General features: G+C 47.3%; 15 protein-coding genes, 1 tRNA gene and 1 pseudogene. 2 read left to right on the forward strand and 15 right to left on the reverse strand.

The features are described from left to right. Positions 1–2: 2 nt before the first annotated feature. The 3 genes from XZ46_RS13680 to murA form a co-directional block, all read right to left on the reverse strand. Positions 3–84, reverse strand: a tRNA-Leu gene (locus XZ46_RS13680). Continuing rightward, positions 63–938 (reverse strand): M48 family metallopeptidase, encoded by an 876-nt coding sequence (locus XZ46_RS29520; RefSeq protein WP_006625340.1) that lies wholly within the window; start codon positions 936–938, stop codon positions 63–65. The genes XZ46_RS13680 and XZ46_RS29520 overlap by 22 nt, the downstream gene beginning before the upstream one ends. A gap of 107 nt (positions 939–1,045) precedes the next feature. Further along, positions 1,046–2,437 (reverse strand): UDP-N-acetylglucosamine 1-carboxyvinyltransferase, encoded by a 1,392-nt coding sequence (gene murA / locus XZ46_RS13685; protein WP_006625339.1) that lies wholly within the window; start codon positions 2,435–2,437, stop codon positions 1,046–1,048. 333 nt (positions 2,438–2,770) lie between these two features. Here murA and ald point away from each other — a divergent pair, with 333 nt between their 5' ends. Continuing rightward, entirely contained in the window at positions 2,771–3,856 is a 1,086-nt protein-coding gene (gene ald / locus XZ46_RS13690; protein WP_006625337.1) for an alanine dehydrogenase, read from the forward strand. 298 nt (positions 3,857–4,154) lie between these two features. On the opposite strand, the gene XZ46_RS38580 is transcribed toward ald, so the two are convergent. From XZ46_RS38580 to XZ46_RS13700, 3 genes are all read right to left on the reverse strand, one after another. Next, positions 4,155–4,322, reverse strand: a complete 168-nt coding sequence (locus tag XZ46_RS38580; protein WP_488193805.1) for a hypothetical protein — start codon at positions 4,320–4,322, stop codon at positions 4,155–4,157. 242 nt (positions 4,323–4,564) lie between these two features. Beyond that, entirely contained in the window at positions 4,565–5,146 is a 582-nt protein-coding gene (locus tag XZ46_RS13695) for a TIGR04376 family protein (protein WP_008051236.1), read from the reverse strand. Between the two features lie 99 nt (positions 5,147–5,245). Then, positions 5,246–5,938, reverse strand: a complete 693-nt coding sequence (locus XZ46_RS13700) for a ComF family protein (protein WP_006625335.1) — start codon at positions 5,936–5,938, stop codon at positions 5,246–5,248. Positions 5,939–6,027: 89 nt separating this feature from the next. Between XZ46_RS13700 and XZ46_RS13705 the strand changes: the two genes are divergently transcribed. Next, positions 6,028–6,948, forward strand: a complete 921-nt coding sequence (locus tag XZ46_RS13705) for an NAD(+) kinase (RefSeq protein WP_006625334.1) — start codon at positions 6,028–6,030, stop codon at positions 6,946–6,948. A gap of 10 nt (positions 6,949–6,958) precedes the next feature. Here XZ46_RS13705 and XZ46_RS13710 read toward each other — a convergent pair whose 3' ends face one another. From XZ46_RS13710 to XZ46_RS13745, 9 genes and pseudogenes are all read right to left on the reverse strand, one after another. After that, positions 6,959–8,590, reverse strand: a complete 1,632-nt coding sequence (locus XZ46_RS13710; RefSeq protein WP_006625333.1) for an adenylate/guanylate cyclase domain-containing protein — start codon at positions 8,588–8,590, stop codon at positions 6,959–6,961. A 9-nt stretch (positions 8,591–8,599) separates the two neighbouring features. Further along, complete coding sequence (locus XZ46_RS13715) at positions 8,600–10,201, reverse strand: iron uptake porin (protein ID WP_006625332.1); 1,602 nt, start codon at positions 10,199–10,201, stop codon at positions 8,600–8,602. Positions 10,202–10,362: 161 nt separating this feature from the next. Next, positions 10,363–10,575, reverse strand: a complete 213-nt coding sequence (locus XZ46_RS13720) for a ssl0294 family protein (protein ID WP_006619291.1) — start codon at positions 10,573–10,575, stop codon at positions 10,363–10,365. Positions 10,576–10,677: 102 nt separating this feature from the next. Beyond that, positions 10,678–12,798, reverse strand: coding sequence for a transglycosylase domain-containing protein (locus XZ46_RS13725; protein WP_008051241.1), 2,121 nt, complete (start codon positions 12,796–12,798; stop codon positions 10,678–10,680). 10 nt (positions 12,799–12,808) lie between these two features. Beyond that, entirely contained in the window at positions 12,809–12,985 is a 177-nt protein-coding gene (locus XZ46_RS35415; protein ID WP_006625330.1) for a hypothetical protein, read from the reverse strand. Further along, a complete protein-coding gene (gene chlG, locus XZ46_RS13730; protein WP_006625329.1) occupies positions 12,975–13,967 on the reverse strand; it encodes a chlorophyll synthase ChlG in 993 nt (330 codons plus the stop codon). The genes XZ46_RS35415 and chlG overlap by 11 nt, the downstream gene beginning before the upstream one ends. A gap of 205 nt (positions 13,968–14,172) precedes the next feature. After that, positions 14,173–15,804, reverse strand: coding sequence for an RNA-guided endonuclease InsQ/TnpB family protein (locus tag XZ46_RS13740; protein ID WP_438829467.1), 1,632 nt, complete (start codon positions 15,802–15,804; stop codon positions 14,173–14,175). Further along, positions 15,776–15,853: pseudogene (locus XZ46_RS38305) on the reverse strand (IS607 family transposase); the annotation flags it as partial. The gene XZ46_RS13740 and the pseudogene XZ46_RS38305, both read right to left, overlap by 29 nt. Before the next feature lie 104 nt (positions 15,854–15,957). Continuing rightward, a complete protein-coding gene (locus XZ46_RS13745) occupies positions 15,958–17,670 on the reverse strand; it encodes a hypothetical protein (protein WP_006625327.1) in 1,713 nt (570 codons plus the stop codon). Positions 17,671–17,689: the final 19 nt, after the last annotated feature.

A 17,689-nucleotide genomic window follows, 5' to 3' on the forward strand; every position in this document is an offset into this window, starting at 1 on the left:
AGTGGGCAGAGTCGGACTCGAACCGACATGACCGAAGTCGCCACATTTTGAGTGTGGTGCGTCTACCAATTTCGCCATCCGCCCGAATTGGTTACTTTGTTATTATACACGATTTTTCCAGATTGCAACAAAAAATTATAATCTGGGCTACTGGCCCAGCGATAGATTTCTCTGGCCCTTAGTACAGGTAGAGGATGGGTGAGTTGAGCGGTTTGGGCTTGTTTAAGTAACTCTCCCAACTCATCACTACTCATTTGATCATAGGCGATCGCTTGTTCAAGAAAAGCATCCAAATTAAGTTGAGGGGCTAAAGTTGGGGAACCCCCGGACAACTTCATCAAAACCGACATCACCACTCTAGGGTCTTGGGTAGCCAACAATGCAGCGCGATCGCAAGTAAACTCAGCACAGCGGACCCATTCAAGAATCTGAGTTTGTAGGGACTGAACCAAAAGCGCACCCAAAGTAGAGAATTGACCCGCCGCCAAAATAATCAAATTCGCCAAAGTCAGATAAACACCATGCTCACACTTGAGATGTCCCAACTCATGACCAATCACGGCTTGAATTTCTTCAGGAGTCAACAAATCCACTAAAGAGGTATGTAGGACAATAAAAGGCTGTTTTCCCCGCATAGCCAAAGTGTAAGCATTAGGGACTGGGGAAGACCTAACATAAAGCTGTGGCGGTTCCAAGTCCAAAGTCTGACAAGCGGACAACAAGAGATTATGGAGATATGGAAGCTGTTTTTCACCGACGAGAACACTCGAAGCAATATTTTCCAAATAGAAAAACTGCTCACCGACGGAACCGAGCAACTGACGGACGATCACATCTAAACCGGGAATTTGCTTTAAAGCATTAGTGGCTTGTAAATCAAGGGGATGGCGGAAATGATCTGCTTTCAGACCAATGAGAGGATTAGGAGACAAAGCCATAGTATTCAATCAAACATTGGGGAAATACAACAAGGGGCGGGTTAGCAACACCTAGGGAGTACCTTGAGGTTAGCTATAATGCCCCTATAGTTAATTATTAGCCTAGTTTACTTATCTTTGGCAGAAGAATTTTCCGATTCCGGTAGTGGCTCTATACGTTCTATCCGAGCGCCTAAATCTTTCAACTTGAGATCGATGCGTTCATAACCGCGATCGAGATGTTGTAAATCGGAAATAGTAGTTTCACCCTCAGCGGCTAAAGCAGCCAATACTAAGGCGGCTCCGGCTCTTAGGTCTGTAGCCCTGACTGGCGCACCAGATAAAATAGGAACACCACTAACGATCGCCGTATTACCCTTCATGCGGATATCAGCGCCCATGCGAATCAATTCCGCCACATGGTGTAGACGGTTTTCAAAAACAGTTTCAGTAATCAGACTATTACCCTTGCTCAGAGTTAGCAAAGACATAAAAGGGGCCTGCATATCCGTAGGGAAACCAGGATAGGGTAGGGTTTCAATATCTGTGGGTAGGATTTCCTGACCGGGAATAATCCGAATCACTTGATTATCTTCGGCGACAATAGTTGAGCCAGTTTTCCGTAACTTAGCAATCACGGCGGTGAGATGATCTGGAATAACCGGAGCCAGGGTTAGTTCAGAGCCAGTAATGGCTGCGGCCAATAAAAAAGTCCCCGCCTCAATGCGATCGGGGATGATAGAATAATCCACCGAGTGCAGATGGCTAACTCCAGAGATGACTAATTTCTTAGTTCCCGCGCCCTCAATTTTCGCGCCCATAGCCCGGCAGAAATTAGCCAGATCAATAACTTCGGGTTCTTGAGCCGCGTTATCAATAATGGTTTCCCCGTCTGCTAACACTGCAGCCATCATCAGGGTTTCGGTGGCTCCCACACTGGGATAATCCAGATAAATCTTAGCGCCTTTGAGACGGCGATCGCTCCCAGTCACGTATGCTTCAACGATCCCATGATCAATTTGCACATGAGCGCCCATCGCCCGTAGTCCCTGAACATGGAGATCCACAGGTCTAGCACCGATAGCGCATCCCCCCGGTAAGGGAACCTTAGCTATCCCTAATCGCGCCAAAAGCGGTCCGATAATAAAGAAACTAGCTCGAAGCTGACTAACTAACTCATAGGGTGCTTCAGAGTGAGTAAGTTCTCTAGCATTGATATCAATAACACTACCATCTCGTTTGAGGTCTACCCCCACAGCCGATAGAATTTGCCCCATAGTGCCGACATCAACCAATGACGGAACATTCCGTAGCCGACAGTCTTCCGAACACAGTAGAGCGCCAGCCATGATGACTAGCGCCGCATTTTTAGCACCGCTAATAGCTACCTGTCCTTTCAGGGAAGAGCGGCCCGCTATTTTGATAATAGGCTGATCGGCATCAGAGGCCGTAGAAACGTTAGACGAATTGAGAGTGAGTGTAATGGGTCTACCCTCCAAAATTGGGTTTTGACTGTGCATTGGTGGTTAATTTTTTTGTTCTGATTCTACCCGAAAGATTCTAAATGTCTAGGGGTAAAACAGGAAACGCCGGATCGGTATGGGGTGAAACCCCTATCAGAAAAGGATTTGAGACCATAAGGAAAACAGTATTTAAGTGGGGTGCCAATTTACCGCCACCCTACAGACCAGGTAAAGATATCCCGGCGCGGGAGAGTTGATCTATTGGGTGATTCGGTAGGCGATCGCAGTCTGATGATTATGGTTCCTGTTTGGTGGTGCGGGAAATGATACCCTAGATGGTGGAGAGCGTTTGCGGTTCAGCCATTATCACAAAATTAAGGTTCAGGTAAGATGCAAATTGGTGTCCCCAAAGAAGTTAAAGATCAGGAATTTCGGGTGGGATTAAGCCCCAGTAGTGTCCGAGTCTGTTGTGAAAAAGGCCATCAGGTTTTTGTAGAAACAGAAGCCGGGGTGGGGGCGGGATTTTCTGACCAGGACTATCTCGAAGCAGGCGCTGAGGTGGTTTCCTCACCCACAGAAGCCTGGAATCGTGAATTGGTGGTCAAGGTCAAAGAACCCCTACCCTCAGAATATCCCTTTATTCAGAAGGGACAACTTCTATTCACTTATTTACATCTGGCGGCGACTAGGGAATTGACGGAACACCTTATTAATAGTGGGGTGAATGCGATCGCCTACGAATCAGTAGAATTATCAGACCGACGCTTACCACTACTCACTCCCATGAGTATCATTGCGGGTCGCCTTTCCGTACAGTTTGGAGCCAGATATCTGGAACGCCAACAAGGGGGGCGCGGCGTTCTCCTGGGTGGTTTCCCCGGTGTCAAATCCGGTCACGTCGTGATTTTGGGTGGTGGTATCGTCGGCACCGAAGCCGCCCGCATTGCCGTGGGTATGGGCGCTATGGTCACAATTATTGATATTAATGTCGATCGCCTCTCCTATTTGGAAACTTTGTTTGGTTCCCGGGTAGAATTGCTTTACAGTAATTCAGCCCACATTGAGGCTACTGTTCCCCAGGCTGATTTACTCATTGGTGCGGTCTTGGTTCCAGGTTTTCGGACCCCGATTTTAGTTTCCCGTGAATTGGTCGCTAAAATGCGCCCCGGTTCTGTATTAGTTGACGTGGCGGTTGACCAAGGCGGTTGTATTGAAACTCTCCGACCTACTTCTCACAGTCAACCCACTTATATTGAGTATGGCGTGGTTCATTATGGCGTTCCCAATATGCCGGGGGCTGTACCCAGTACCGCTACCCAAGCCTTAAATAATAGCACCTTGCCTTATGTTCTCAAATTAGGCGATCGAGGACTTCGCGCTTTAGCTGAAGATGCCGCTTTAGCTAAGGGGTTAAATGTCGAAAATCACCAACTTGTTCATCCTGCTGTTAGGGAAGTTTTCCCGGATTTGGCTTAGGCGTGCCATTCTCCATGTACCGACCCGCTAGGGTCGGCTTCCCAGAATCACTGTTGATTTTTTATTCAAAAAAAATTTGTTCGGCCCATCCTGCGCGGAGGGTTGACAACAGCCGGGAACTTGTGGTAGGATACTGACATACAGTTTAATAATGAGAATATATACTTAAATTTGAAAAAAGTCACTATTACCATTATATAAAGTATAGCCGGGAGCGCCACCAAAAGCAACCCCTCCCCCCGAAAAAAAAATTTTTTGCAACATTTCTTAATTTTTTGTAACAAAAGTTAACACAAAGTTATTGACGCATATTGCGCTTGAGTTGTTCGAGTTCCTCATCCATTTCCCACTGACGAAACTGCTGTTCGAGGGGGTCAGGGGTAGCTTGAAAGCGAGTGTAATCATTTCCTTGGTTCCATCCCTGTGTTTCCCAAGATTTAGTTTGGGTAGCTTTAGCACTGTTGATTTTTTATTCAAAAAAAAAATTTGTTCGGCCCCTCCTGCGCCGAGGGTTGACAACAGCCGGGAACTTGTGGTAGGATATTGACATACAGTTTAATAATGAGAATATATACTTAAATTTGAAAAAAGTCACTATTACCATTATATAAAGTATAGCCGGGAGCGCCACCAAAAGCAACCCCTCCCCCCGAAAAAAAAATTTTTTGCAACATTTCTTAATTTTTTGTAACAAAAGTTAACACAAAGTTATTGACGCATATTGCGCTTGAGTTGTTCGAGTTCCTCATCCATTTCCCACTGACGAAACTGCTGTTCGAGGGGGTCAGGGGTAGCTTGAAAGCGAGTGTAATCATTTCCTTGGTTCCATCCCTGTGTTTCCCAAGATTTAGTTTGGGTAGCTTTAGCGCGGTTAGCAGCTAATTCCTGCTGTTTAATTTTAACCTCTTTGCGTCGCTGTTGAATCTGGCGATAGAGTTCCTTAGACTTTTCGATGCGGTTTTTAACGCCCTGCATTTGTCCCCAGCGCTGATTTCCCTGTCGCAATAGGGCGGCTTCTCTTTCTTGGGCGGCTTCAGCGAGGTCAGGGCGGTTGGCGGCTTGTGCTTTAGCGACCCATTTATGCCATTTTTGGATATCTTGTGCGATCGCCAAAATTTCTTCAGTGCATTTCTTTTCCTCACGCTGGAGGTCAGCAATTAATCGGAGGGTGTCTTCTTCCTGTTGACGCAATTGTTCCTCAATGGCTTGCAATTCCAAATCAGGATGATCTCGCAAAAATTCCTCTAGGCGGGTTTCCAGAAAGCGGCTGAAATCTTCAAATAAGCCCATAATGATTGTCGGTGATGGCTATGATGGCTAATTAGATTTTAGCCCAATCTAGGGATATCTCAACCAAAAGGAATAAGTTATTGGTAGGGTTGTCAGTACCTAGCCCATAGATGATAGTGAACGAGGGGAAGATTTAGGGGAAGCTGTGGTAGCTAATGCGACCACTCCAGCTACTTTAATTTTTCTCAACTTGAAGGCTTGAATAGCAGCATTAACCGTAGCCCCAGTGGTATAAATATCATCAATAATCAACACAGAACTGCGAGGGGGAAGGGGGTCTTTTCCGACTCGTAAAGCCCCCTGCAAATTCTGATATCGTTCTGGGCGGGACAAGCCGTGCAGGGCTTCGGTATTTTTGAGCCTTTGTAAACCATGGGGTTTCATAGATAAACCGGTGATTTCACAGAAGCCGCGCCCCAATAATTCGGCCTGATTAAAACCCCGTTGTTTGAGTTTAGCGGGGTGTAGGGGAATAGGAACTACAACTAAATTCTGGGGAACGCGCTTCACAGTATCGAGCCAGCCCTCGGCTAGACAATAGCCTAACATTTTGGCGATCTGTGGGTTCCCATCATATTTTAAAGCCGCGATCGCTTGTTTAAGGACTCCCCCATAACGACCCCAAACAAAAATCGGCACCTCGCCGGGGAACATTCCTCCGTGGGTAAATTGACATTCTAACAATTGTTGTTCGCAATAGCGGCAGAACTCCTGATCCGTAGGTCTGGCACAGATGGGACATTCTGGCTTTAAAAAGAGATTAAGGACAGATTGAAGAATAGAATTAGTCATGGCGAGTTAAAAAAACAGAGAATCAGACAATTGCTGTGTTCGGCAGTTTTGGTGGATAATCATAGATTAAACCAAGGTTAACTGGGACTGTGCAGATTAAACAAGTCATCATTGCTCATAAATCTAGGGATAGGCTGAGTCAGCGTTGGGCGCAACAGTACGCCAAACAATTTGAACAGCGGGGATGTCAGGTTCTGATGGGACCGAGTGGGGCGAAAGATAACCCCTATCCGGTGTTTCTAGCTTCTAGTAGTAGTCCTATTGATTTGGCGGTGGTATTAGGGGGGGATGGAACAGCTTTAGCGGCGGCGCGACATTTAGCGGAAGTAGGTATCCCCATTTTAGCGGCGAATGTGGGGGGGCATTTAGGATTTTTAACAGAGTCCTTTGAGGATATAGAGGATACGGAAACGGTTATAGATCGTTTATTTGAGGATCGCTACGCTATCGGACAGCGGATGATGTTACAGGCGGCGGTTTTTGAAGGTTCCCGCCATAACCTGGAACCGTTAAGCGATCGCTTTTTAGCCCTTAATGAGATGTGCGTAAAGCCTGCTTCTGCGTATCGAATGCCTACTTCTATCTTAGAAATGGAAGTTGACGGGGAAGTAATTGATCAATATCAAGGGGATGGCTTAATTGTGGGAACCCCCACGGGATCTACCTGCTATAATGCGTCTGCAGGCGGTCCGATTGTGCATCCGGGGATGGATGCGATCACTGTTAGTCCCATTTGTCCCCTCAGCTTTTCCAGTCGTCCTGTGGTAATTCCTTCGGGGTCAGTGGTCAGTATTTGGCCCCTAGCTGACCTCGAACATGATACTAAATTATGGACTGATGGGGTATTGGCCACATCGATTTGGCCGGGACAGCGGGTTGATGTGAGGAAAGCAGACTGTCAGGCTCAATTTATCATTCTGCGGGAGGACTATTCGTTTTATCAAACCCTGCGGGAAAAATTGCAATGGGCGGGGGCGAGAGTTAGACATATTAATAATCACCGGAATTAATCCAATTAGACTAGGGTGATCCAGGTTTTCCAACTTCCACATTTTGATAAATGGTGACGGGATGATCAATGCCTTTAAAGGTGTAGTCTCCCATTAGAGCAAATTGCTCAGGCGATCGCAACATTTGATAAGTCGCCTGACTAATGACACACTTTCCTGGGGGACAAATCGGCTCCATTCTCGCCGCCAAATTAATTGTTCCCCCCAATACGGTATAATCTACTCGTTGGGAGCTACCGACATCCCCAACTACTGCCCTACCGCTATTAATAGCAATTCGCAGTTGTAGTGGTTCGGATAACTTGCCTTTAGCGTTGAGTTGTTCCAGGCGTTCTAACATTCCCAAAGAGGCATTAACAGCGCGTTCTGCGTGGTCTGCTTGGGGTTCGGGCGCGCCAAAAAACGCCATAATACAATCACCAATAAACTTATCTAAAGTTCCTCCCAGGGCAAAAACTTCCTGCAACATTTCCTCAAAAAAAGCATTAAGTAATGTAGCTAATTCATTAGCAGGTAAGCGTTCCGAAAGGGCTGTAAAACCGACAATATCAGCAAATAAGATACTAATTTCAGCATCTGTGGAAGGCAAACGTCCATTGTCTAAAGCGCCCACATTGATTAAATGCTGTACGACCGCCGGGGTGTGGTAGCGTTCAAGACGTTGACGGATAGTGCCTTCCTGCTGCAATTTTTGAGTAAGTAACCAACGTTGAATACTAGCAGCAACTAAATTTCCCAAAGCTGAGAAAAAGCTCAAATCTTCATCACCGCCACGAGTCCAGTATTCAAAGGAAAAATGAGCATCTCCATATAAAACACCCACCACATTATCCTCATCCCACAGGGGAACTGCAATGCAAGATCTGATATCTTTAACCAGGATACTGGGTTCACTTTCAAAGCGTGTATCCTGTTGGGCATCAGCGGTTTTAATGGCGATTTTGTCACGAAAAACTCGCTTACAAATACTGCGACTAATCCAACTTCCATCATTATAGATATCTAGGCTGTGACTGGATTTTTTGGAGGCAACTTTGACGAGTTCTAGTTGTCCGTCGCCATTGAGGTCAACCAGTAAAGCCAAGCGTTCAATAATGGGGATATCATGAAAAATCACGGACTGAGTTTGTGAGAAAATGGCATCAATAGACTCAGCACTATTCAAACATTTAGCAATTTCTACTAGGTCTTGTAGGCGGGCTACAGAGCGACGATAATTATTAATGTCCTCATCAAATTGGGTGTTACTTTGAATCCATTGTTGTTTCAGATCCTGAACCCGACCAATTAAATTAGTTCCTTCCACCAGAGTCCCAATTTTGCGCCCGCCATTTTTCTTGGTATCTGGTGGTAGGATATCTAAGCGGATCTGATCAATTCGCAACTGGTCGTTAACTTTGAGGGGGTGAGGCTGGGCTAAGGATATATCATTTAGACAAGTGCCGTTTTTACTACCTAAATCTTCCACCCACCAACCACCATCAGTCCCTTTATAAATGCGGGTATGACGGCGCGATACTTCAATAAAAGGCAGTTGCAAGTTACACTCAGGCGATCGCCCAATAATAAATTCATTGCGATCGACTGGAATTAGCCTTTCGGGTTGGTTTTCAAGAATCAGTCGCAGCCTCAGTTCATCCATGAAAAATGATTAAAATAAGAATGTGGTACGCAAAACACCGATTACAACTGTGTCATTATTAGCATTATGTTCTGGATTGGTAACCATAAATACACCCGGTGTCACCCAGATATAATCACTGACACGGAAACGGTAGAAAGTCTCGAAGTGTAAGGAGGTATCGCGATCTTCTCCCAAGGGCAAATTACGGCCGGCTACCAGTTTAGGCGGTTGACCAAAGATAAAGGCAAATAGGTCGCCATTACGGCCGAAGGGTTCAGACCAACCCAGAGAAAGGCTGTAGGTAGTAGTGTTGGCATAGGCGTTGCTGGTGGTTGATTCCCCAAAGGTCACGCCCCCAAAGGCTGCGAGGGTGATATTAGACTTGATACGCCACTGGAATGACCCCCCTACTGCATTAAAGTTCATAGGTTCATCGAGTAAACCGGAGGTATCGGCGCTAAAACTTCCGGTGAGGGTGTCTAAGCGACCATTGGCAGAGTAGGCATTAATATAGGTTAAACCTGCCAAGGTGTTAGCACTGGGCTTGAGTAACAATTGTACTCCTAAAGCACTATGATCGGAATGACTAATGCCGAGTCTGGCATCGGAGCTGCCGCGAGTCCCATAGGCTACCTGTAGTCGCACCCTATCGGCAACTAACCAATCGAACCCAGCGCCTCCATCTAAAGCGCCGATTTTAAATAGGGGGCTACCCTCGCCAAAGCGGGAAATAGCACCCCGACCGCTATCAAAAAAGGGTGAGTTAGCAGTGAGGACGTTGCTGAGACTAAATCCTACGGGGCGGACGGTGAAGACTACCCGGTTATTAAAGGCGGGAAATCTATATTCTAGGTAATCGAGGAATAGTTGATCATTGGTATCAGTTTGGTATGACAGCAGAGCCATATCTCCAAACCCTGGATTTTCGACGGTTCCGGCTAATCCTCTGTTTTCAAAGTTACCGGAAACGAAGCCTATGCGGAGACGGTCCAGACCACTAAAGGAAGATACGGTTCCGAGACGCAGGAGATAGTGGAGGGTAGCTTGATGGTTGTCTCCGGTGCCGGGAGGGTCTCCGCCTACAGCACCCGCAAAGCCGAAGATGGCTTCACCACCGAATATGGTGGTAGTGGAAAATTGGTTAGCTTCTAATTCTGCGGTTCTGGCTTCAAGGGCGAAGATACGACCTCCCAAGGTGGCGAGTTCGGCGGCAAATTCCTCCTGGAGACGTTGGAGGACGGCGAGATCTTCACGGGTGACTTTATCAACTACGGAGGCGGCGATCAGTTCGTTAATTCTTTCTAAACAGGCGTTGAGTCCGGCGGCGAATTCGTAGCGGGTCATCGCGCGGTTGCCTCTATAGGTTCCGTCGGGATATCCTGCTATGCAGCCATAGCGTTCAACTAGGGATTGTAGGGCTTGAAATGCCCAGTCTGTGGGTTGAACGTCTGAGAGTTGGGAAACGGAGGTAACTTGTCCCTGAACTTCTACTAGGTCATCGCTGCTAATGATGTCTTCGGAGAGTTGGGCGATCGCTGTATTGGTATGGATAATAGAAGCGATCGCACTGGTAAGGGGAAGAATCATTGCTACTTTTGACCAGAAACTATAGCCCCATAATTTGCTCATAGAACAACACTCCTCAGAATTAACACCTGCCAACATATTAAGCCGTATGCGACAGCTACGCCAACCTCGGCTATGAAAGAGGGTTGCTGGTACTCAAGGCGCAGAGGTTGAACATTAGCGCTCAGGGACAATAGTTTCTCGGTGAAAATATAGCCGGCTGTTTAGTCAATGGTAATTGATTGAGGCCCATTACTCGAGCCATTATTGTCTCGGTCAGAGGTTGAGGAAGAGACTGGGGTTCCGGTTTCCTTTTCTAACCAGCTTTTCACTGGGTCTTCTGATAAGTTGAGTCGCAGGACGCTAGAGACAAAGCCACCCAAAAACGAGATCGGATCTTGGGTAAATTCTTTGAAGATGGGTGTCAGTTCATCCATGATTAGAGAAAGCTCCTGTAAAGAGATTTATTGTTATTCTGACTGAATTTTAGCTGAATCGGCAAAAATCAGTAAACCGGCCTGCCTACGCACAGGGAGTGGTTAGTAGTAATAGCCATCATTTCCATAGTCGCTGGAGTTATTAATATGTTTGTGGTAGTCGTCATCATCAGGACGAATGGCGGCCGGTCCAGTTTGTACCCATTTAGGTTGATGGGGTTTAGCTTTAATGCTTCCCCGGTGGCTGTCGAGGTCGGGAAGTTCCGGAAACTCCTCAACGGGTAAATCCTCAACTACTCGTTTCATAAACTCACGCCAATTAAAGGCGGCGGTACTACTAGCGCCCCAAGTGCGATCATTGTTGTCGTTTCCTAGCCATACTCCCGCCACCAGTTGCGGAATATAACCAATAAACCAGAGATCCCTAGCTTGTTCAGAAGTGCCAGTTTTACCTGCGACATCGCGATCGGCAAGGTAAGCGGCCCCACCTGTGCCGTTGCGTACCACACCAGTTAGCATCCAGGTAGTAATAGCGGCGCTGTCGGGGTCAAGAACTTGTTTAGGTGTAAACTGAGCCTGATAGATAGTTTCGCCTTTCTGGTTGATGACTCGGCGGATACCATGAGCGGGGATATATTGGCCTTGGGCGGCGAGGGTTCCGTAGGCGTTGGTTAGTTCCAAAAGATTAACTTCATAGGCTCCCAAGGCGAGGGAATAGGTGGGTTTGAGTTCAGATTTGATACCCATGCTCGTACCGAGAGAAATAACGGGTTCAAAGCCGACATCAATTAGGACTCTAACGGCAATAACATTAGTGGAATTACTGAGGGCGTTAAGCATCGATCGCCAACCACCGTAACGGTTTCCATAGTTTTGGGGGCGATATCCATCGACTCGATAGGGTTCATCATTGTAGCTATCATAGGGGGAGAAACCTGCTGCGATCGCCGCCGCATAGACCAACCCTTTAAAAGTCGATCCGGGCTGTCGTTGAGCTTGGGTCACGCGATTAAACTGACTTTCCCCGTAATTTGCACCCCCTACCATAGCTTGAACTTCTCCGGTAGTAGGGTCGATCGCCACTAATGCGGCTTGGTCAAACCCAGCGGCGCGCCCGTCTATTTTTACGGCTTCTCTAACAACCTGCTCGGCTATTTCCTGCCATTGCAGATTTAAACTCGTTTCCACCACCAAGCCCCCAATTTCTAGGGCTTCTTTTGATACAAATAATGGTAGTTCCTTTTGAATAAAATTAGCGAAATAGGGAGCCTTAACCTGTAGACGTTTATGGGGGCTAGGATTTACAACTAGGTCACTTTGAATCAGTGAATTGGCGCGACCCTCAGAAATCATGCCCATTTCCTGCATTCGGCGCAGTACAACATTCCGGCGTTCGGTAGCTAGGTCTAAATTCACCAGGGGCGAATATTGACTAGGAGCGGGAGGCAAACCCGCCAAGGTAGCCATTTCCGAGAGGGTGAGTTGTTCTACGGGTTTGCTGAAATAGACCCAAGCTGCATCAGCTACCCCATAAGCTCCCGAACCCAAATAGACTAAATTAAGATAGCGTTCGAGGATTTCTTCTTTGGTGAGAGTTTTCTCAAGTTTTTGAGCGAGGATAGCTTCCCTAAGTTTACGAGTCAGGCTGCGTTCATGGTCTAAAAACACCATCCGAGCCAATTGTTGAGTGATGGTGCTACCTCCCTGGACTACACCTGTAGCCATGACATTAGCGGATAAAGCTCTGATAATACCTTGGTAGTCAATGCCACGATGTTCATAGAAGCGTCGGTCTTCTATGGCAATAAATGCCTGGACTAACTCCTCTGGGATCTGGTCGAGAGATACCTGCTCCCTGGTAGATGGTCCGGTTTGCATGATAATGGTACCATCTGCGGCTTGAATGGTTAGGGTTCCATCTCGGTTGTAGGCTGATAGGTCAGAAATCTCGGGTAAACTTTGTTCAAGGCGATGGAACTGATAAGCTCCTAATGCGATCGCACTTCCGACTATAGTAATGATACCAACGCCTATCCACAATCTAGGGCGAGGTTTCCATTGCCAACGCCTAATTGGACGGCGACGGGGTCCTACCCCCAGGGGGGTTTCGGCAGGGGGAGGCGGGGCTGGAGCCTCGGAGTCTTGGTGCAAAACGGAGGTAGGGGGCATAGTATTTTGACTATCCCTAGATTCGTCGGTAATTTTTGGGGAAAATTCTGTCACGTAAACCTCCTTATGTGGGAAGCCCCTTGCTAAAAGGGGAGGAAAAACGACTGGTGGCAATTGCCCAGATATAATCTTGAAAAGCGTTATTGATAAGCTGGTAGGGTGCGTCGGAGAAATCCATGAGATAGGTCAAGGCAAAATCTGGTTCATCTGACGCACCAATTGCTCCCCCACTAAACTGCATGACCTAGGGCTAAACCCACAACCAACATTCCTAGGACAAGGAAAGGTTGAGCGCTTGCCTGATATTTAACATCATTTTCCAGGGGATTGCGAATAAAATACATATCCTGGAAGGTAATTTGTGGAATCACGAGTAATAACAAGATGGTGGCATAAAGGTTTTGCTTAATGCTGATCAAGTATAGGGCAACTCCGGCTTGAAAAATGTCAATCATTAATACACAGATCCAGGCGGCGGTGGTTACGCCAAACATAACGGGGAGGGATTGTAAGCCAAGTTGGCGATCGCCTTCGACACTCTTAAAGTCGTTAACAATGGCAATACCTAGCCCCGCCAAGCTGTAGAATAGGGTGAGTACCACAATAGTGGGGTTGAGTTCTCCGAATAGGGCATGACCCGCCCACCAGGGAAGGGCAATATAACTGGCTCCGAGAGCATAGTTACCTAACCAGCCGTTTTTCTTGAGTTTTAGGGGAGGCGCAGAGTAGATATAGGAAACGAAAGCGCCGCCAATACAGAGAACTGTGACCATGGGGAACTCATGACCTGCCCAGACATCTAGGATATAGGCAAGACCGATACCTGCAGCCAGGAGAATCAGAATCTGGGATACGACTTGAGGGATGGAAATTGCACCGGAGGGAATAGGGCGATATGGCTCGTTAATGGCATCTAGGTCGCGATCGTAGAAGTCGTTGAGGGTTTGGGTATACCCTGCCATTAAAGGACCCGACAGCAGCATACAGGCGGCTGCTTTAAGGATATCTTCTAGTGTCCAGCTATAGCCTCCAGAGGAAGCCGCACCACAGACTACACCCCAAATTAGGGGAATCCAGGTGATTGGTTTCATCAGTTGCAGGCGAATTTTCCAGATGGATGTTTCTCCGGGGGCGGCCCCTTTCATCCCTAGTAACTGGCGGGTTTTTGACCCGGAGTTAGGGATAGCTTCTGAAGAGGTTTCGGGGGTTGGGGAATCAGACATAGTATTTTTTTAGCTATTATTTCGGGGTTATCGCTATGGTTTTTGATAAGGCCTGCCTGATCCCAATAAACCAGTGTCGGGATTGATTGGCAAGGCACAGATTGACAATTACGAAAAAACCCGAAGAGAATTTTAGCGCATTATCGCCGGGTGCGTCAGACACATCAATAATATGGGGAAACGGAGAATCTGGCTGCTGATACATTTACGCGACATTTATCCGGCTATTGCCTGACAATGCGACGATAGCACTATTACCCGTTAAGGTAACAGAGGCGGTATCCCGCAAAGCTTTTAGAAAGATTCCAAAAGCACCGTTCCAGTCCCTGGGTAGAGTGAACCCGCACTCCGGACATCGGAACACTTTTGAGCCACCTAGCTGGGAATGCACATGACCACAGTGAGTACAGGTTTTGCTGGTGTATTCTTCCGTCACATCTACAACTGTGGTTCCAGTTATCTCGGCTTGATGTCTCAGGGTTAGTTTGAATCGATAATGCGCCCATGTCAGCATGGCGCGGGCAGTCTTAGACCTGATTAGACGCTTCACCTTGGCAACCATATCGGAAGTCTCAAAGGTGGGCAAAAAAATTAGGCTGTAGTTGTGAGTCAAGTAGTGAGCAATTTGTTTGTGGGCCTCATCCACTAAATTCCGGATTTTAGTTCTCATTCGTTGAGCCGCTTGCCTCATCCGTCGCCTCCTTGAACGACAGGGTTCCTTGGCGATTCGGCTCATCAAATCATCCAAATGTTGACATAGCCTAGTAATGCGTCCTATATCCCCGGAGCCCAATTCCAGAAACCGAGAGCCATCAAACCCAGTTATGAAAGTTCGCACACCCGGGTCTAATGCAATTACGCCATTCGCTTCAGTTGGGGTAACGGCAACTGGTTCAGGGAAAATCGCCAACCATCGACCTTTGGTAAACACCAACTGAGTCCCTTGCCCGCAAGTTTTAGGGATAGCTTCGGAAACCATGAAAGTTAATCCTTTCGTGAGTCTTGGATACCAACTCCCTGAAGAGAAATTAGTATTATTGAACTTAATCCCTTGAGAGCTGTCACGACAACTTCTAAACCTGGCATCAGGACTGGCGCTCAAAGCCTGATAGGCATCAAAGATGGCATTTTGCCGAATGTGGCAGGGTGTTTCTTTGACCCATTCGGGTAAGTCGCTCTGCATCACTTTATTGCGTAACTTTAACTTGCTTAGTCGTTTACCACTCCGGGATAATGCAATTGCTTGGTTGTAGCAATACCGACAAGCAGCCAGCCATTTACGCCAGACTTGATTTAGCTCGGGGCTGGGGTAAATCCGGATCTTCTTTGACCTGAGTTTTGTATTTACTCCGTCGGTATAATCGGGAACTGAAGCAGTGGAAGAGGGCGAGGATGTCCTCAACCATTTCTGGTTCTGGACTGAGACTTGTCTCGTTGAGAACCATGAGTGAGCACCTGTTTTGCTCACAGAGCCATCGAAACAAGTCAAATCCCCATATTGCCAATCGGTCTGGGTGGGCAACGACAACCATGCGGACATCTCCTGACAAATGATGTCCCAGTCAGACCAGCATTTTCTTTCCCTTGAAGTTGAGCCCGCCTCCGATTTCTGAGACGACTTCTGCTTCGGGGTAGAGGTTGGACAGTGCGGCCACCTGTCGGTTGAGGTCGGACTGCTGGGCGCGGCTACTAACTCTGGCATAGATAACGACTTTGCGTTTGTCACTGCCTGATATGGAATCAGAATATGACTCAACGTTGTATCGTCGTTGCCCAGCGGGGGTTCTGATGGTCTCGATTGAGCCATTTTTGTCCCATCTGCGGAGTATTCTTTCATGGACTCCAAGGATTTGAGCCGCTTCCTTGGGTTTGACATATCTGGCAATAGGTTTATCCTCAACTCTTCTCGCTTCTTATACCATATTGCCCTAAAATATTAACCTAATTTGAGATTAAATCATGCTCCTAAGAGAGCACCAGAGCCAATGGATTAATCTAACAATTGGCGAATGCGGGTTTTGTTGTCTGGGGAGGCTTGAGATTGGGTTTCTAACCATGCGATCGCTTCATCTCTCCCGAATTGGGCCACCAAAATGAGAGCGCCCCAGGCTTGCAAATCTGGTTCTTCTGGGTTTTCCAGCAGCGCTGCTTGAATGCGGTTTTTGATTCTTCCCCCGTCAGCCTGTAGGAGGTTTAACAGTTCGGTTTGGTTAAGGCTCGCGCTTTGAACCACATTTAGGGCTTCACTCCAACGACCATCAATAAGTCCCGCGAGTACCTTTTGAGTCGGACTTGCCCAAGCTGCTGTAGCCTGAGCATCTGTAATGCTGGCATGGAACTGAATTAATTGCAGTTGTGCCTCCGCTAATGCTGGCCATTTTTGGGGATAATCGCCACCGGTGCCGGAATTGTTCTTGAGGGGTTGCATCAGACTTAAAGCCGGAGACCACAAACCGCTGCGAGCTAGTCTAATAGCTCTTCGATAAGCATAGTGGTCAACAACTTCTTGATCTAGGGAGATGCTAACTAACTCAATGGGGTTAGGAACAAAGCGGCGGGGTCGGACTTGATAAATGCTGAATTGTGGCTCAAGTCCCATGGTTTGTTCAACTAATAATTCTGGGTAAGGTCCCCCGGTGACGTTTTCCCATATAGGATGCTGTCCCGCAGCACTTTTCCACTCCAACATCGAACTGAGGTGATAATGTTTGGGGTTGTAATGAATTATATGTCCGTAGGGAACTCGGGTATCCCCCACCAGACGGGTTCCATATAAGTTAAACCATACTCCCGATTCAGGAACCCTATTTTTAAACGTCGTGATATCAGTTAGGGGTAGTGGTCTATTACCGCCCTGCTGATTAGCACGAGTTCCAATCAAAGATGCCAGTACAAAAGACTCTGCTGGTCCGTTGACGGGTAGTTCATAAACTAGGCGATATAACTCAGGAGTCCCCACCGCTTGATAGGGAGTTTGTACTGATTTATAAACTCGCAGTTCCACAATTTCTTTACAACCAGTGGGACAGGGGATGGTTGTACTAGATTCGCGGGTCTGCATTACTGGAATTAACAGATCTACGGGTGTTTGAACGAGGGATTCATGGGGGAGTAGGAATGAGCGCCAGGGTTTGAGGTAGGGATTTTGGGCGAATAACCTTTCCTCTAGCCTAGCTGTACTGACACTATTGCTCATATCCCCTAAAACTTCTCGATTAGGAAGGGGTAGGGGTTCAGCAAAAAAACGACCTTGGGCTTTGAGTTCTTCTCGGATTTGCTCCAGGCTATAAAGATAATCGTTGGGTTTTAGGGGAATTTGGGTACTCGCGGGTAGAAATTGATTAAGCCAAATTCCTACGTCAGGATTGAGAATCAGTTGGTAACTAAACCAAGCGCTGACGCTGAATAGGGCTGAACCACCAAATAGTAGGCTAAAGGCTAGACTATCGGCTAACCACTTTTTTAGTGCTACTGATAGGGGGCTTGGGGACTGGCGAGTTCTGACAGTTGGCTTGTGTTTATGGTGGCCGATATTGCCCCCGCCCTGACCCGCCACGTTGGGCTTTTGGGCTAAGGGGCGGGAAGGGGGCTGCTGTGATAATGGTTGTTTCTGGCGGCTGGGTGAAACAGCTTGGCGTTTCTGATTAGTCCCCCTGGATTTCTTGTCTATGGGTCGATTAAATCGGACTTGTCTATTGTTCATATTTGGCAACTGACTCCCC

Origin of the sequence: Limnospira indica PCC 8005, from assembly GCF_000973065.1 — a bacterium.
GTDB classification, from domain to species: domain Bacteria; phylum Cyanobacteriota; class Cyanobacteriia; order Cyanobacteriales; family Microcoleaceae; genus Limnospira; species Limnospira fusiformis.

Excerpts from the sequence above, each read along its gene's own strand:
- XZ46_RS29520 (WP_006625340.1), bottom strand. The coding sequence starts at position 938 with ATGGCTTTGTCTCCTAATCCTCTCATTGGTCTGAAAGCAGATCATTTC.
- murA (WP_006625339.1), bottom strand. The coding sequence starts at position 2,437 with ATGCACAGTCAAAACCCAATTTTGGAGGGTAGACCCATTACACTCACT.
- ald (WP_006625337.1), top strand. The coding sequence starts at position 2,771 with ATGCAAATTGGTGTCCCCAAAGAAGTTAAAGATCAGGAATTTCGGGTG.
- XZ46_RS13695 (WP_008051236.1), bottom strand. The coding sequence starts at position 5,146 with ATGGGCTTATTTGAAGATTTCAGCCGCTTTCTGGAAACCCGCCTAGAG.
- XZ46_RS13700 (WP_006625335.1), bottom strand. The coding sequence starts at position 5,938 with ATGACTAATTCTATTCTTCAATCTGTCCTTAATCTCTTTTTAAAGCCA.
- XZ46_RS13710 (WP_006625333.1), bottom strand. The coding sequence starts at position 8,590 with ATGGATGAACTGAGGCTGCGACTGATTCTTGAAAACCAACCCGAAAGG.
- XZ46_RS13715 (WP_006625332.1), bottom strand. The coding sequence starts at position 10,201 with ATGAGCAAATTATGGGGCTATAGTTTCTGGTCAAAAGTAGCAATGATT.
- XZ46_RS13720 (WP_006619291.1), bottom strand. The coding sequence starts at position 10,575 with ATGGATGAACTGACACCCATCTTCAAAGAATTTACCCAAGATCCGATC.
- XZ46_RS35415 (WP_006625330.1), bottom strand. The coding sequence starts at position 12,985 with ATGCAGTTTAGTGGGGGAGCAATTGGTGCGTCAGATGAACCAGATTTT.
- chlG (WP_006625329.1), bottom strand. The coding sequence starts at position 13,967 with ATGTCTGATTCCCCAACCCCCGAAACCTCTTCAGAAGCTATCCCTAAC.
- XZ46_RS13740 (WP_438829467.1), bottom strand. The coding sequence starts at position 15,804 with ATGAAAGAATACTCCGCAGATGGGACAAAAATGGCTCAATCGAGACCA.
- XZ46_RS13745 (WP_006625327.1), bottom strand. The coding sequence starts at position 17,670 with ATGAACAATAGACAAGTCCGATTTAATCGACCCATAGACAAGAAATCC.